The sequence below is a fragment of the Pseudomonas donghuensis genome (assembly GCF_000259195.1).
Classification (GTDB): Bacteria; Pseudomonadota; Gammaproteobacteria; order Pseudomonadales; family Pseudomonadaceae; genus Aquipseudomonas; species Aquipseudomonas donghuensis.
This window is the reverse complement of record NZ_JH650767.1, coordinates 165836-179693: the sequence shown is the minus strand read 5'-3', so window position 1 is coordinate 179693 and position 13858 is coordinate 165836. Positions and strand designations below refer to the sequence as shown.

The 13858-nt window shown below is 62.9% G+C and carries 11 protein-coding genes and 2 pseudogenes; 10 read left to right on the top strand and 3 right to left on the bottom strand.

What is annotated here, in order from left to right; translation table 11 throughout:
* Positions 1-111 precede the first annotated feature (111 nt).
* Positions 112-1215, top strand: coding sequence for an NADH:flavin oxidoreductase (locus UW3_RS0116155; protein ID WP_010223553.1), 1104 nt, complete (start codon positions 112-114; stop codon positions 1213-1215).
* Here the strand turns inward: UW3_RS0116155 and UW3_RS0116150 are convergent.
* Positions 1184-2407: a glycosyltransferase family 4 protein gene (locus UW3_RS0116150; RefSeq protein ID WP_010223552.1), complete on the bottom strand. Its 1224-nt coding sequence runs from the start codon at positions 2405-2407 to the stop codon at positions 1184-1186. The genes UW3_RS0116155 and UW3_RS0116150 overlap by 32 nt on opposite strands.
* A 177-nt stretch (positions 2408-2584) precedes the next feature.
* Here UW3_RS0116150 and UW3_RS30270 point away from each other — a divergent pair.
* Both UW3_RS30270 and UW3_RS30265 read left to right on the top strand, forming a co-directional pair.
* Positions 2585-3310: pseudogene (locus UW3_RS30270) on the top strand (PAS domain-containing protein); the annotation flags it as partial.
* A gap of 159 nt (positions 3311-3469) precedes the next feature.
* A complete protein-coding gene (locus UW3_RS30265; protein ID WP_414602498.1) occupies positions 3470-3901 on the top strand; it encodes a methyl-accepting chemotaxis protein in 432 nt (143 codons plus the stop codon).
* A 39-nt stretch (positions 3902-3940) separates the two neighbouring features.
* On the opposite strand, the gene cysZ is transcribed toward UW3_RS30265, so the two are convergent.
* A complete protein-coding gene (cysZ, locus tag UW3_RS0116140; RefSeq protein ID WP_010223550.1) occupies positions 3941-4669 on the bottom strand; it encodes a sulfate transporter CysZ in 729 nt (242 codons plus the stop codon).
* 271 nt (positions 4670-4940) lie between these two features.
* Between cysZ and UW3_RS0116135 the strand changes: the two genes are divergently transcribed.
* Positions 4941-5540: a peroxiredoxin gene (locus UW3_RS0116135; RefSeq protein WP_010223549.1), complete on the top strand. Its 600-nt coding sequence runs from the start codon at positions 4941-4943 to the stop codon at positions 5538-5540.
* 135 nt (positions 5541-5675) lie between these two features.
* Positions 5676-6638, top strand: coding sequence for a thioredoxin-disulfide reductase (gene trxB / locus UW3_RS0116130; RefSeq protein WP_010223548.1), 963 nt, complete (start codon positions 5676-5678; stop codon positions 6636-6638).
* 59 nt (positions 6639-6697) lie between these two features.
* On the opposite strand, the gene nadC is transcribed toward trxB, so the two are convergent.
* Positions 6698-7546 (bottom strand): carboxylating nicotinate-nucleotide diphosphorylase, encoded by an 849-nt coding sequence (gene nadC / locus UW3_RS0116125; RefSeq protein ID WP_010223547.1) that lies wholly within the window; start codon positions 7544-7546, stop codon positions 6698-6700.
* Between the two features lie 254 nt (positions 7547-7800).
* Between nadC and UW3_RS0116120 the strand changes: the two genes are divergently transcribed.
* The 5 genes and pseudogenes from UW3_RS0116120 (at position 7801) to UW3_RS30255 (ending at position 13723) form a co-directional block, all read left to right on the top strand.
* A complete protein-coding gene (locus tag UW3_RS0116120; protein WP_010223546.1) occupies positions 7801-9999 on the top strand; it encodes a DUF1631 domain-containing protein in 2199 nt (732 codons plus the stop codon).
* A 79-nt stretch (positions 10000-10078) separates the two neighbouring features.
* Positions 10079-10645, top strand: coding sequence for a 1,6-anhydro-N-acetylmuramyl-L-alanine amidase AmpD (ampD, locus tag UW3_RS0116115; RefSeq protein WP_010223545.1), 567 nt, complete (start codon positions 10079-10081; stop codon positions 10643-10645).
* The gene (gene ampE / locus UW3_RS0116110) at positions 10642-11475 is read left to right on the top strand and encodes a regulatory signaling modulator protein AmpE (RefSeq protein ID WP_010223544.1); all 834 of its coding nucleotides are present in this window, start codon (positions 10642-10644) and stop codon (positions 11473-11475) included. The genes ampD and ampE overlap by 4 nt, the downstream gene beginning before the upstream one ends.
* Positions 11476-11545: 70 nt before the next feature.
* A pseudogene (locus tag UW3_RS30260) lies at positions 11546-12868 on the top strand (HAMP domain-containing protein); the annotation flags it as partial.
* A 141-nt stretch (positions 12869-13009) separates the two neighbouring features.
* The gene (locus UW3_RS30255) at positions 13010-13723 is read left to right on the top strand and encodes a methyl-accepting chemotaxis protein (protein ID WP_414867306.1); all 714 of its coding nucleotides are present in this window, start codon (positions 13010-13012) and stop codon (positions 13721-13723) included.
* Positions 13724-13858 lie beyond the last annotated feature (135 nt).

The window sequence follows — 13858 nt, the reverse complement described above, 5'->3', positions numbered from 1 at the left end:
TAGGAGCGGGCTTGCCCCGCGATGCTGTTCAATCACCCAGATCAATAGTACTGGGCCACCCGAACGGCTCCCCCTATCCTCAGGCGCATTCCCCATTCCCTGGAGCGCCCCATGTCCGCCAACGCACTCTTCACTCCCTTCCAACTGGGTACCCTCGCGCTGCCAAGCCGGGTGGTCATGGCACCGATGACCCGTACCTTCTGCCCTGGCGGCGTACCGCACGCGCAAGTGGTGGAATACTACCGCCGCCGCGCCGCGGCAGGCGTCGGCCTGATCATCACTGAAGGCACCACGGTCGGCCACAAAGCCGCCAATGGCTACCCGAATGTGCCGCGTTTTTACGGGGAAGACGCCCTGGCCGGCTGGAAAAAAGTCGTCGAAGCCGTGCATGCCGAAGGCGGACGCATCGTTCCGCAGCTCTGGCACGTGGGTAGCGTGCGCCGCCTGGGCACCGAGCCGGATGCCAGCGTGCCGGGCCATGGTCCGAGCGAGAAGCTCAAGGATGGCCAGGTGGTGGTGCACGGCATGACCAAGGCCGATATCCGTGAAGTGATCGAGGCTTTTGCTCAGGCTGCCCGCGACGCCCAGGCCATTGGTATGGACGGTGTCGAGATCCATGGCGCCCATGGCTACCTGATCGACCAGTTCTTTTGGGACGCCAGCAACCAGCGCAGCGACGAGTATGGTGGCGACCTGGCTGGCCGTTCGCGATTTGCCATCGAGCTGATTGAGGCGGTGCGCGCGGCGGTGGGCCCGGACTTCCCGATCATTTTCCGCTTCTCGCAGTGGAAGCAGCAGGATTACAGCGCGCGCCTGGTGCAGAGCGCCGAGGCGCTGGGGGCGTTCCTGCAGCCGTTGGTCGACGCCGGTGTGGATATCTTCCATTGCTCGACCCGGCGCTTCTGGGAGCCGGAGTTCGAAGGCTCGGACCTCAACCTGGCCGGCTGGACCCGCCAGCTCACCGGCAAGCCGACCATCACCGTCGGTAGCGTCGGCCTGGATGGCGAGTTCCTGCAGTTCATGGTCGCCACCGACAAAGTGGCACAGCCGGCTAGCCTTGAGAACCTGCTCAAGCGCCTGAACAACGACGAGTTCGACCTGGTGGCGGTCGGCCGGGCGCTGCTGGTGGACCCAGACTGGGCAGCCAAAGTGCGTGATGGCCGCGAGCAGGACATCCTGCCGTTCAGCCGTGAGGCGTTGACGACTCTGGTTTGATTGCAAGTGCTGCCGGGCTCGGGCGCGCAACGTTGCCCTGGCCCTGGCCCTGGCGGCAGGCTGCCTGCAAGTGCGCTTCGAACTGCTCGACAATCGCCGGCCAGCCCTGGCGGCTGGCGTGCTGGCGGGCATTGAGGCGCACCCGGCGCAGGGTTTCCGGCTCTTCCAGCAACCAGGCGGCGGCATCGATAAAGGCCGCTTCGTCACCCGGCATGGCCAGTGCGCCGCTGTGCCCGTGGCGGATGTGCTGGGCTGCTGCCGCTTCATCGTAGGCGACCACGCCCAGGCCTGAAGCCAGGGCTTCAAGCACCACATTGCCGAAGGTTTCGGTCAGGCTGGGAAACAGGAACACATCCCCCGAGGCATAGTGCTCGGCCAGCGTTTCGCCACGCTGGGCGCCGCAGAACACTGCGCCCGGCAGGTGTTGTTCAAGCATGCTGCGCTGGGGCCCGTCACCCACTACGATCAGCTTGATGCGCCGCTGTGGATACTGCTGCTGCAGGGCCTCCAGGCACGGCTGGAGCAAACCGAGGTTCTTCTCGGCGGCCAGGCGCCCGACATGCAGCAGGGCGATATCGTCATCGCCCAGGCCCCATTGTTCACGCAACGCCTGATTGCGCCGTGCCGGGTTGAACAGCTGGCTGTCGACCCCGCGGGCCATCAGGCTGAGATTATCGAAGCCGCGCCGTTCCAGCTCCAGGCGCTGGCTGAGGCTGGGCACCAGGGTGGTGTGGGTGCGCCGGTGGAACCAGCGCAGGTAGTGGGTCAGCAGGCGCGCCAGCAGGCCCAGGCCGTACTCGCTGGAGTATTGCTGGAAGTTGGTGTGAAAACCGCTGACCACAGCAATCCCCAGGCGCCGCGCGGCGCGCAGGGCGCTCAGGCCCAGCGGGCCTTCGGTGGCGATGTACAGCACGTCGGGGCGTTGCCGGCGCCAGCGGCGGATCAACTTGTGCATCGACACCTGGCCCCACTGCAAACCCGGATACCCCGGCAACGGCCAGCCCCGGCACAACAGCAGGTTTTCATCGCTGGCAGAGGGCTGTTCGGCCAGTTGCCGCGGGCGCACCAGCTCGACCCGGTGACCGCGCGAGCGCAAGCCATCGCTGAGGCGGCCAAGGGTATTGGCCACGCCGTTGATTTCCGGTGGGAAGGTTTCACTGATCAGGGTGACATGCAGGGACGGTGTGCTCATGAAGCCAGTGTCGACCGCCCGGATTGCCGCTCTGTGACCAATAAATGACAGATCGATGACGCCTGATTGCCGGCGGTTTTCAGCGCTTAAATATTTCCCAGCAAGTGACTCAAGATTGCCTGGCCAGCAGCCGATGCAGAGGCATTCGAATGACTGGTTTCGCTCCGGGAGAGCGTCATGTTCAACAGCAAACTCAAGAAAGAAATCCTCCAGCTGCGTGAAGACCTGCAGTCCATGGAACAGGTCAAAAGCAGCCTCGACAGCGAGATGCTGGTGTTGCAACTCGACCCTCAAGGGCGAATCGAATCGGTCAACAGCAACTTCGAAAAAGAGATGCTCTATAGCGGCCATCAACTGATTGGTCGCAACATCGAGGAAATCGTTCCCCCGCACGTCAAGCAGCTCGACTTTTACCAGCGCATGAAGCACGCCATCACCCGTGGCGAGCACCTCAATGGCGCCTTCCGCCTGCTGCGCGGCAATGGCCAGGAAGCCTGGTTGCGGTCGATCCTGCAGCCGGTGAAAAACAGCGAAGGGCGGATCAAGTACTTCTCCCTGCATTCGAGCGACCTGACCCGCACCATCGAAACCTCCCGCGAGCACGAAAGCCTGATCAAGGCGCTGATGCGCTCCACGGCGGTGATCGAGTTCAACCTCAATGGTGAAGTGCTGACCGCTAACGACCGCTTTCTGCAGACCATGGGCTATAAGCTCGATCAGGTTGTGGGCAAGCACCACCGCTTGTTCTGCGAGCCTGAGGAGTACAACTCGGTGGCCTATCAGGCCTTCTGGGACAAACTGCGCCATGGTGAGTTCGTCGCCGAGCGCTTCAAGCGGATCGATGCCCATGGCCGTGTGGTGTGGCTGGAGGCGTCCTACAACCCGATCATCGATGCCCACGACGTGCTCTACAAAGTGGTCAAGTTCGCCACGGTGATCACCGACCAGGTCAACCAGGAAACCGCCGTAGCCCAGGCTGCCGACATCGCCTACAACACCTCGCTGGAAACCGACGCCTGTGCACGCAAGGCCACCGAGGTGGTGACCCAGACCGTGGACGTCATGCGCGGCCTGGAAACCTACATGCAGGAAGCCGCCGAAGGCATCGAGGCGCTGGACAAGCAGTCGCAGGTGATCGGTTCGATCATCAAGACCATCAGCGACATCGCCGGGCAGACCAACTTGCTGGCCCTCAACGCCGCCATCGAAGCCGCCCGTGCCGGCGAGCAGGGGCGCGGCTTTGCCGTGGTTGCCGACGAGGTCCGGCAACTGGCCTCGCGCACCAGCACCGCCACCGAAGAAATCGCTCGCGTGGTGCAGCAGAATGAGCAATTGGCCAAGGCGGCGGTGGATATCATCGACAGCAGCAAGCGCCAGGCCGAGCAGGGCCTGTCCCTGGCCGGGCAGACCGGTACGGTGATCGTCGAGATTCAGGACGGTGCGCAGAAGGTAGTCAATGCGGTGGGGCAGTTCTCCAACCAGCTGTCGAACTGATGGCTGCGCCGCGTAGCCGGGCGGCTACGCGGCCAGGGCTCAGGTGCGTTCGCGCACCCAGAACAGCGTGGCGCCGGCCACTGCGGCCGGCATCATCAGGATGTTGAGGAAGGGCACCAGCAACACCAGGTACACCGAACCGCCAAAGCCCAGGCTCTGCCAGCGTTTTTCGCGCAGCCAGGCGAGCATGTCCTGCCAGCTCATCTTGTGGTTATCCGCCGGGTAGTCGATGTACTGGATAGCCATCATCCAGATACCGAACAGCAGCCACAGCGGCGCGGCGATGATGTTCACCACCGGGATCAGCGAGAGGATGAACAGGCCGATCGCCCGTGGCAGGAAGTAGCCGAGCTTGCGCGCCTCGCGACCGAGGGTGCGTGGCACCATGGCCATGAGCTCCGCCCAGCTGAAGGCCGGGAAGTCATCGGTGCCGCGCACCACCACTTCGACCTTTTCCGCCAGGAAACCATTGAACGGCGCGGCAATGACGTTGGCCAGCATGGTAAAGGTGAAGAACACCATCAGCCCGACCAAAACCACGAACAGCGGCCACAGCACGTAGTTGAGAAAGCTCAGCCAGCTCGGCAGGCTGGGCATCAGCGAATCGACCCAGAGGCTGAACTGATGGCCGGCAAAGTAGATCAGGCCGACGAACAGCAGCAGGTTGACCGCCAGCGGCAGCAACACGAACAGGCGCAGGCTCGGGCTCAGGACCAGTTTCAGCCCTTCGCGCAGGTACTGTGGGCCAGAGAGGACAGGGGCTTGCATAAAGGGGAAGGCTCCGGGTAAAGGCAAACGCGCTGACCTTACCGAGTTTGTGCGCCTGGCGAAAGCGCGGTGCAGAGCGAGAAACGGGCTGTAACAAAACCTCGGCAGCATCCCGGGCAGGGCTTCATAGATAAACCACGAGCGCTTTTGTTGATAAATAGAGCAGGCCTATAAGGTGGATTGTCTAAGGATATTTCCTTAATCTCTGCCACCTCGCTAAAGTGCGCACATCTTTTCAACGCCTTCGAATTCTGATTTTCAAGGAGTTTCCATGAGCATTCTGGTCAACAAGCAAGCCCCTGATTTCGATGCGGCGGCGGTGTTGGGCGACGGTTCGATCGTCGATAGCTTCAAGCTTTCTTCCCTGCGCGGCAAATACGTCGTGCTGTTCTTCTGGCCGCTGGACTTCACCTTTGTCTGCCCGTCGGAAATCATTGCCCACAACAATCGCATGGACAAGTTCCGCGAGCTGGGTGTGGAAGTGGTCGGTGTGTCCATTGACTCGCAGTTCACCCACCACGCCTGGCGCAGCACCCCGGTCGAGAAGGGCGGCATCGGCGCGGTCGAGTTCACCATGGTGGCCGACGTCAAGCACGAGATTACCCGTGCCTACGGTATCGAGCACGATGACGGCGTGGCCCTGCGTGCCTCGTTCCTGATCGACCAGCAAGGCGTTGTCCAGCACCAGGTGGTCAACAACCTGCCGCTGGGCCGCGAAGTCGACGAGATGATCCGCCTGGTCGAAGCCCTGCAGTTCACTGAACAGCACGGTGAAGTCTGCCCGGCCGGCTGGCGCCCTGGCCAGAAAGGCATGAAGGCCGACGCCAAGGGCGTTGCCGACTACCTGGCCGAGAACGCCGCCAGCCTGTAAGGCTGCGATTCAACGTTTTTCAGGACCTGCGGCCAAAAGCCTTCCCCAAGTGCTTCGCAGGTTCTTTTTTATTCCAGCCGGTGATCCCGGCGATACGATGCGGGCAATTGAACGCCCGCTCGACAGGAGTGTGACATGTCTGAAGTACGTCATTCGCGAGTGATTATTCTCGGTTCCGGCCCTGCCGGTTACAGCGCTGCCGTGTACGCCGCGCGCGCCAACCTCAAGCCGCTGCTGATCACCGGCATGCAGGCCGGCGGCCAGCTGACCACCACCACCGAAGTCGACAACTGGCCGGGCGACGCCCACGGCCTGACCGGCCCGGCGCTGATGCAACGCATGCAGGAACACGCCGAGCGTTTCGAGACCGAAGTGGTGTTCGACCACATCAATGCCGTTGACCTGGCCAGCAAGCCGTTCACCCTCAAGGGCGACAGCGCCACCTACACCTGCGATGCATTGATCATCGCCACCGGTGCCAGCGCTCGCTACCTGGGCCTGCCATCGGAAGAAGCGTTCATGGGCAAGGGCGTTTCCGCCTGCGCGACCTGCGACGGCTTCTTCTACCGCAACAAGCCGGTGGCCGTGGTCGGTGGGGGTAACACCGCTGTTGAGGAAGCCCTGTACCTGGCCAATATCGCCAGCAAGGTCACCCTGGTTCACCGCCGCGAGACCTTCCGCGCCGAGAAGATCCTGGTCGACAAGCTCAACGCCCGCGTGGCCGAAGGCAAGATCGAGCTGAAACTCAACGCCACCCTGGACGAAGTGCTGGGTGACAATATGGGGGTCACCGGCGCGCGTCTGAAGAACAACGACGGCAGCTTCGACGACATCAAGGTCGATGGCGTGTTCATCGCTATCGGTCACACCCCGAACACCTCGCTGTTCGAAGGCCAGCTGACCTTGAAAGACGGCTACCTGGTGGTGAATGGCGGCCGTGACGGCAACGCCACTGCGACCAACGTTGAAGGTGTGTTCGCTGCCGGTGACGTGGCTGACCATGTTTACCGTCAGGCCATTACCTCGGCCGGTGCCGGTTGCATGGCGGCGCTGGATGTCGAGCGCTACCTGGACGGCCTGCAGAACGCAGCGCTCTGATAGAGTCAATCTAAAAAAAACCGGCCCTAAGGCCGGTTTTTTTATACCTGCAGTCAGCCTCAGAGGCTAAGGCGCATCGACAGATCCACCGCCTTTACATCCTTGGTCATCGCCCCGATCGAGATGTAGTCCACACCCGTTTCAGCAATCACCCGCAGGGTGCTTTCAGTCACGCCGCCACTGGCTTCAAGCTTGGCCTTGCCGCCGTTCAAGCGCACCGCTTCGCGCATGTCGTCCAGGCTCAGCTCATCGAGCATGATGATGTCGGCGCCCGCATCCAGGGCTTCTTTGAGCTCGTCCAGGCTTTCTACCTCGATCTCCACCGGTTTGCCTGGGGCAATGCGGTGGGCGGCGGTGATTGCCTCGGCGATACCGCCACTGGCGGCGATGTGGTTTTCCTTGATCAGGAACGCGTCGTACAGGCCAATGCGGTGGTTGTGGCAACCGCCGCAGGTGACCGCGTATTTCTGCGCCAGACGCAAGCCGGGCAGGGTCTTGCGGGTGTCGAGCAACTTGACCTGGGTGTCGGCGACCTTGTCGGCGAGAAATTGCGCGTGCGTGGCAACGCCCGACAGCATCTGCAGGAAGTTCAGCGCCGAGCGCTCGCCACTGAGCAGCGAACGCGCCGGGCCTTCAAGGTTGAACAGCACCTGGTTGGCGCTGGCGCGGTCGCCATCCTTGACCTGCCAGTGCACCGCCACCCGCGGGTCGAGCTGACGGAACACCGCATCGACCCAGGCCGTGCCGGCAATCACGCAGTCGTCGCGGGTAATGATGGTGGCCTTGGCCAGGCGCTCGGCCGGGATCAACTGGGCGGTGATGTCGCCGCTGCCGATGTCTTCGAGTAACGCACGGCGCACGTTGGCTTCGATTTCGGCGGTCAGGTCGGCGAGGCGTAAATTCGGCATGGCGGGCTCCACAAGCTAAGTGCCCGGGATTATAGGGCAGGGCAGCCTGCGCTTGCAGCAAACACTGCAGGGGTGGCCAACGCTTGACCTTTGGTCAGGCCGAATGAGCGTTTTACCCGGACCTGGGTCTATCGGCAGCGGCGTGCCGTGCACTGGCGAGTGAAGGGTTTTTACTCGATAATGCGCCTTGTATTTGGCGTCATAGCTTTGACGAGCGTTCAAGCGCTCAAAACCGAACCGGCAAGGAGACCAGGATGCACAACGACGGGAAGGTGGTGCCGATCAAGGCCATCACCGAACAGGCGCACAATGCGCCCCTCGCTCGTCTGCCGGTGGTGCTTCTTCAGGTCCGTGACAAGGCCGCGCTGCAGCTGCGCCAAAGCCTGCAGGCGCTATTCGACAACGCTGACGATACGCTGTTCGAGATGGCCGACAAGGCCGCCAACAATGTTGAACAGAACATCCTTTTCGAAGCCATGCGCGACCTGCGCCTCAAGCGCAAGAACATCGAGCGCGGCTATCTCGACCACTTCTATGAAGCCTTCGTGCAGATCGGTCAGTCCGATGCACTGCCGGCCCTGCGTAGCGATGCCTGCGAGCGCCTGACCCTGGTGGCCAACGATGAGCTGGAGCGCAACATGGCCCTGGATGCCATGGTCGCGCGGGTACTGGCGCGCGACGGCATCGCCCTGAACCAGTTGACCTTGCGCTTCGGCGCCCTGTTGGGCCAGACGCTGGACGATGCGTGCAACCCGCTGGGCCCGGCGATGCTCTGTGATTATTTTTTGCGCGCCGGGCGCAGCCTGGGAGTGGGGATCAAGGTCAAACTGATCATTCTCAAGCTGTTCGAGCGTTATGTGCTGCAGGATGCCGACCCGTTGTACGGCGAAGCCAACCAGTTGTTGATCGCCACCGGCGTGCTGCCCGAGCTCAAGGCCGTGCCGCGACGCCGGGCTCGGGAGCGGCCACTGGCCGAATGCGAGCCGTCGGCCAGCCAGGGCGACAGCAAACCGCACAGCAACCCGCTGGATGCCAACGGCCAGGCGGTGTTCGCCTCGCTGCAGGCCTTGCTCTCGCCGGTACGCGGGCGTGTTGCCCCGCGCCTTGAGGCCTGCGAGCAGGTGCAGGCGATCAGCACCCGTGACCTGTTGCGCCTGCTCTCGCACCTGCAGCACTACGTGCCGCCTACCTCTGAGAGTGACGATTTCGACCTGCACCAACAGCTGCAACAACTGCTGACCCGGGTCAGCGTCAAAAGCGGCACCTACCGCAAGATCGAGGTGGTCGACGAGGATGTCATCAACCTCATTGCCATGCTCTTCGAGTTCATCCTTGGCGATCGCAACCTGCCGCACTCGCTGCGAGCCCTGATTGGTCGCCTGCAGATCCCGATGCTCAAGGTGGCGGTGCTCGACAAGAGCTTCTTCAGCCGCAGCAACCACCCGGCCCGGCGCTTGCTCAACGAGATTGCCACGGCGGCCATGGGTTGGGGAGCCAGCGATGATTGCCAGCGCGACAGCCTGTACCTGCGGGTGGAAAAAATCGTTCAGCGCCTGCTCAGCGACTTTGTCGATGACCCGGCGATCTTCTCTGAACTGCTCGCCGAGTTTCTTGCCTTCAGCAGTGACGAGCGACGCCGCAATGAGTTGCTTGAGCAGCGCACCCGCGATGCCGAAGAAGGCCGCGCACGTACCGCACTGGCGCGTCAGCGGGTGCAGCAGGAATTCAATCAGCGCCTGCTTGGCCGTTCGTTGCCGCGGGTGGTGGTGCGTTTTCTCGAACAGGCCTGGAGTCAGGTGCTGTTGCTCGCCTGTCTCAAACACGGCGACACCTCTCGCCAATGGCTTGAAGCGCTGGAAACCATGGATGAACTGATCTGGAGCGTGCAGCCGCACAGTGACGAGCAGGCACGCCTGCGCCTGCTGGAACTGGTGCCGGGGCTACTCAAGGCGTTGCGCGATGGCCTCGCCGGCGCCGCGTTCGATCCCTTTGCCACCAGCGAGTTCTTCGCCCAGCTCGAAACCCTGCATGTGCAGCTGTTCGATACCGCGGTGGAGGGCGGGCGCGTTATCCCTGTCAATGCCAGCGAACGGGTGCTGGTGCTCGATGAAATCGTCTTGCGTGCCCCCGAAGGCGGTGAGTCGGAAGCTTCCCTGGTGCGCCTGGCCGATGACGACCCGGCGTTGTTGCAGGTCGAGCGTCTGCGTATTGGCGCCTGGGTCGAGTTGATCGGCGACGATGAAGTGCAGCGCTGCAAGCTGATTGCCCAGATCGACAGCACCGACCGTTTTATTTTCGTCAACCGTACCGGGCTCAAAGTCCGCGAATGGTCGCGCATGGCCCTGGCCGTGGCCTTGCGCCGCGGCCATGTACGCTTGCTGGACGACACCCTGTTGTTCGACCGGGCACTGGACTCGGTGCTCAGCCAGTTGCGTCAGGCGCAGGCACGCTAGATTCCTACGCGTTTTAACGATGCAACTATAGCCACCACGGGGCATACTGAGCCGGTGCCCCCGTGTCTCAGGATTTTCTATGCAACTGGACCGCGCTACTGGCTGGTTCGCCGGCGTCTGCCATTGTCCTTCGCCCAATTGCAATGCCCGCGCCGAAGGCGAAGTCATCTCCCTGCTGGTTATCCACAACATCAGCCTGCCGCCGGCGCAATTTGGTACCGGTAAGGTCCAGGAGTTCTTCCAGAACCGGCTGGATGCCAGCGAGCACCCCTATTTCGAAGGCATCAAGCACCTGCGCGTGTCGGCGCATTTCCTCATCGAACGTGACGGCAAGGTCACGCAGTTTGTCTCCTGTCTGGAGCGTGCCTGGCATGCCGGGGTGTCCTGTTTCGAGGGGCGCGAGGCGTGCAACGACTTTTCCATCGGCATCGAGCTTGAAGGCACTGACGAGCTGCCCTTCACCGATGCCCAGTACCAGGCACTGCAAGCATTGACCCGGCAGATCCAGGACGCCTGGCCGGCCATTGGCACTGAACGGATTCAGGGCCACAGCGACATTGCTCCGGGACGCAAGACCGACCCCGGTGGCGCTTTTGACTGGCTGCGCTACCGCGCAAGCCTCAAGGACAAGGAGGACGAAGCATGAGTTTTCTGGTGTTGTTGCTGGTGTTGTGGTTCGAGAAATTCTCGGCCCTGCGCCAGCGTCTGCAACGCGACGGTTTTTATGTCACCGAACTTACCCGCCTGGAGCGTGACGGCAGGCGCCATCCCTGGTGGGTGCTGACCATCCTGGTGTTGCTGCCGGTGGCCTTGCTGGCCTTGCTGCTGCACGTGCTGGAGCCGGTGGCCTATGGCTTGCTGGCCTTGCCGGTGCACCTGCTGGTGCTGATCTACAGCCTCGGCCGGGGCGACATCAAGGCCGCCCAAGGGCCGTTTCGCGATGCCTGGCGGCGCGGTGACGAGCAAGCAGCGGTGCATGTCGCCGAGCGCGACCTGGGTTTGACCGCCGACAATGCCCAGGCCCTGCTGGAGCGGGTGCAGGGCAACCTGTTGTGGCAGGCCTACCAGAGCTTTTTTGCGGTGATTTTCTGGTACTTCCTCCTCGGCCCGGCCGCAGCCCTGGCGTATCGGCTGCTGGCACTGACCGCCGAGCATGGGCGTACCCCTGTGCTGCGCGACCATGCCTTGCAACTGCGCCACGCCTTTGACTGGGCGCCGGTGCGCGTGCTGGGCGTCAGCTTCGCCCTGGTCGGCAACTTCGTTGCAGTCAGCCGGGTGATGTTGCACGAACTGCTGAACTGGCACATCAGCGCGGCCGGCTTGATCGACTCGGTCGGCCGCGTCGCCGCTGAACTGCCCGGCAACGCGTCGGCAGGCCCCGATGGCCTGCTCGGCCTCGACAACCTGTGGGAGCTGCTGCTGCGCTCGGCAGTGCTCTGGTACGCCTGTTTCGCCCTGTGGACCGTACTCGGCTAAAGCCCATCGCGGAGCGGCCGTTGGTCGCTCCGCTGCCGGTTAACCTTAAGTTACAAACCCCCGATCCGATATGCGCTATACAGGTGTTGCTGAATACGTTCGGTGGCCTTGTGCCACTGTGGGGGCGCAAACCGCAATCGCGGGGCAAGCCCGCTCCTACAGAGGATGGTGCAAAGGCAGGAACCGTAAAAACAATAAGAATCGGAGGGCACCACCCTTGAAGAGCCTGTTGTATCCGGCCATCGCGCTGATGAACCGCCTGAGCTTCGGGATGAAGTTCAGCCTGATCAGTATTCTGTTTTTCCTGCCCATGCTGGTCACCAACTACTACCTGGTCCGCGATTCCTATGCGCAGTTCCATGCCACCCGCACCGAACTGCAGAGCCTGGAACTGCTCGGCAGCAGCCTGGCCTTGCGCGGTGACGTGGAAACCCTCGGCAACCTGGTGCAGATCAACGCCGTGCTCGGTCAGTCGGGCAAGGCCGAGGATGTCGAGGCGCAGATCGCCAGCGTCGAGCAACAGGTGCAGAGCCGCTTGTCCGGCTTGATTGCAGTGAGCGGTGACGAGGCCCAGGCCAAGGCTTTCGATGGCAAGCGCGCCGAGATGCTCGAGACGCTCAAAACCGCCCAAAGCGAGACCTCGCTGTTGAGCAAGGTGGCGCTGTTCGACAAGCTGCTGGGCCAGGCCCAGGTACTGAGCAAGGTGATTGCCAGCCAGGCCGGGCTCAGCCAGGACAGCGACTCGGCGATCCGCCAGCTGAGCGAACTGATGACCACGGTGACCCCGCAAGTTACCCAGACGCTCGGCGAAGGGCGGGCCATCGGCTCGTATTCGCTAGGCCAGGGCTTTGTCAATTCGGCCTCCAGCGCGCGCTTCGATGACCTGTTGTTGAAACTGGAAAAACTCGGCGCCGACTATGCCATCCGCCTGGATGAGGCGCTTGCCACCGAGCCCGGCGCGCAGGTCAGGCTTGGCAGCCTGGGCAACAGCAGCCAGGCGTCGCTCAAGCAGGCCAGCGAGCTGATCGAAGAACAGGTTGTGGTGGCCGACACCCTCGATGCACCGTGGCCGGGGTTCTACAAGCAGATTAGCGGCTTGATGGCGCAGACCTACACGCTCAATACCGCCATTGGCGAGTTTCTCGGCCAGCAGCTCGAGCAGCGTCTGGCCGAGCACCGGTTGCACATGATTTTGCTGGTGTCGGCGCTGGCGGCCGTATTCCTGCTGATCGTCTACCTCTATAGCGGCTTTTACGCCTCGACCCGCAATACCCTGAAAAGCCTCGGTGCGGTGATGGACAAGGTTGCCGCCGGCGACATGACGGCGAATTTCCAGGCCAGCAGCCGCGATGAACTGGGTGAGTTGGGCCAGGTGTTCAACGGTACGGTGCGGCGCATCCATGACCTGATCGAGCAGGTCGGCCATACCGTCGCCGAGGTCGAGCGCCAGGCCGAGCAGGTGCATGCGGTATCGGCGCGCAGCAACCAGGCGGTCAGTGGCCAGCGCGGGCAGATCGAGCAGGTGGCCACGGCCATGAACCAGATGTCGGCAACTGCCCAGGAGGTGGCGCGCAGCGCTGCGGCGGCAGTCAGCAGCGCCCATAGCGTCAACCAGGAAACCGTCAGCGGGCGTGGCCTGGTGGAAACCCAGCAAGGCAATATCGCCCGCCTGGCCGGCGAGATCGATCAGTCGGTGGCGGTGATCAACCAGCTGGCCAGCGACAGCCAGGCCATCAGCCGGGTACTGGAGGTGATCAAGAGCATCGCCGAGCAGACCAACCTGCTGGCCCTCAATGCCGCCATCGAGGCGGCCCGGGCGGGCGAGCAGGGCCGCGGTTTTGCCGTGGTTGCCGATGAGGTGCGCACCCTGGCCAAGCGCACCCAGCAGTCCACCGAAGAGATCGAGCAGATGATCTCGCGCCTGCAGGGTGGGGTAGGGGCCGCAGTCAAGGCCATGGACAGCAGCCATCAGATGGCTTCGGGCACGGTTGGCGAATCGCAGCAGGTGCAGCAGGCGCTGGAGAACATCCTTGGCGCCATTGGCAGCATCGTCGACCAGAACCAGCAGATCGCTGCGGCGGTGGAGCAGCAGACGGCGGTGGCCCACGACATCGACCAGAACATCGTCGAGATCAACCGGGCGGCGGAAAACACCACCCAGGGCGCGCACCAGACCGAGGACGCCAGCCGCCAGCTGTCGACCCAGGTGCTGGAACTCAAGCGCCTGATCGGTGCGTTCCGGGTCTGAGATCAGCGGTTGCTGAAGTTTTCCACGCTGTGACAAAGTAGCGCCCTGAAGGATTCCAGGGGGCCGGATGTGTCGGCAACGCTGCGGGTGTAGTCTCACCCTCACAGCACACGGAACCTCGAGTCCAAGCGATTC

Excerpts from the sequence above, each read along its gene's own strand:
- UW3_RS0116155 (WP_010223553.1), top strand. The coding sequence starts at position 112 with ATGTCCGCCAACGCACTCTTCACTCCCTTCCAACTGGGTACCCTCGCG.
- UW3_RS0116150 (WP_010223552.1), bottom strand. The coding sequence starts at position 2,407 with ATGAGCACACCGTCCCTGCATGTCACCCTGATCAGTGAAACCTTCCCA.
- UW3_RS30265 (WP_414602498.1), top strand. The coding sequence starts at position 3,470 with ATGCGCGGCCTGGAAACCTACATGCAGGAAGCCGCCGAAGGCATCGAG.
- cysZ (WP_010223550.1), bottom strand. The coding sequence starts at position 4,669 with ATGCAAGCCCCTGTCCTCTCTGGCCCACAGTACCTGCGCGAAGGGCTG.
- UW3_RS0116135 (WP_010223549.1), top strand. The coding sequence starts at position 4,941 with ATGAGCATTCTGGTCAACAAGCAAGCCCCTGATTTCGATGCGGCGGCG.
- trxB (WP_010223548.1), top strand. The coding sequence starts at position 5,676 with ATGTCTGAAGTACGTCATTCGCGAGTGATTATTCTCGGTTCCGGCCCT.
- nadC (WP_010223547.1), bottom strand. The coding sequence starts at position 7,546 with ATGCCGAATTTACGCCTCGCCGACCTGACCGCCGAAATCGAAGCCAAC.
- UW3_RS0116120 (WP_010223546.1), top strand. The coding sequence starts at position 7,801 with ATGCACAACGACGGGAAGGTGGTGCCGATCAAGGCCATCACCGAACAG.
- ampD (WP_010223545.1), top strand. The coding sequence starts at position 10,079 with ATGCAACTGGACCGCGCTACTGGCTGGTTCGCCGGCGTCTGCCATTGT.
- ampE (WP_010223544.1), top strand. The coding sequence starts at position 10,642 with ATGAGTTTTCTGGTGTTGTTGCTGGTGTTGTGGTTCGAGAAATTCTCG.
- UW3_RS30255 (WP_414867306.1), top strand. The coding sequence starts at position 13,010 with ATGAACCAGATGTCGGCAACTGCCCAGGAGGTGGCGCGCAGCGCTGCG.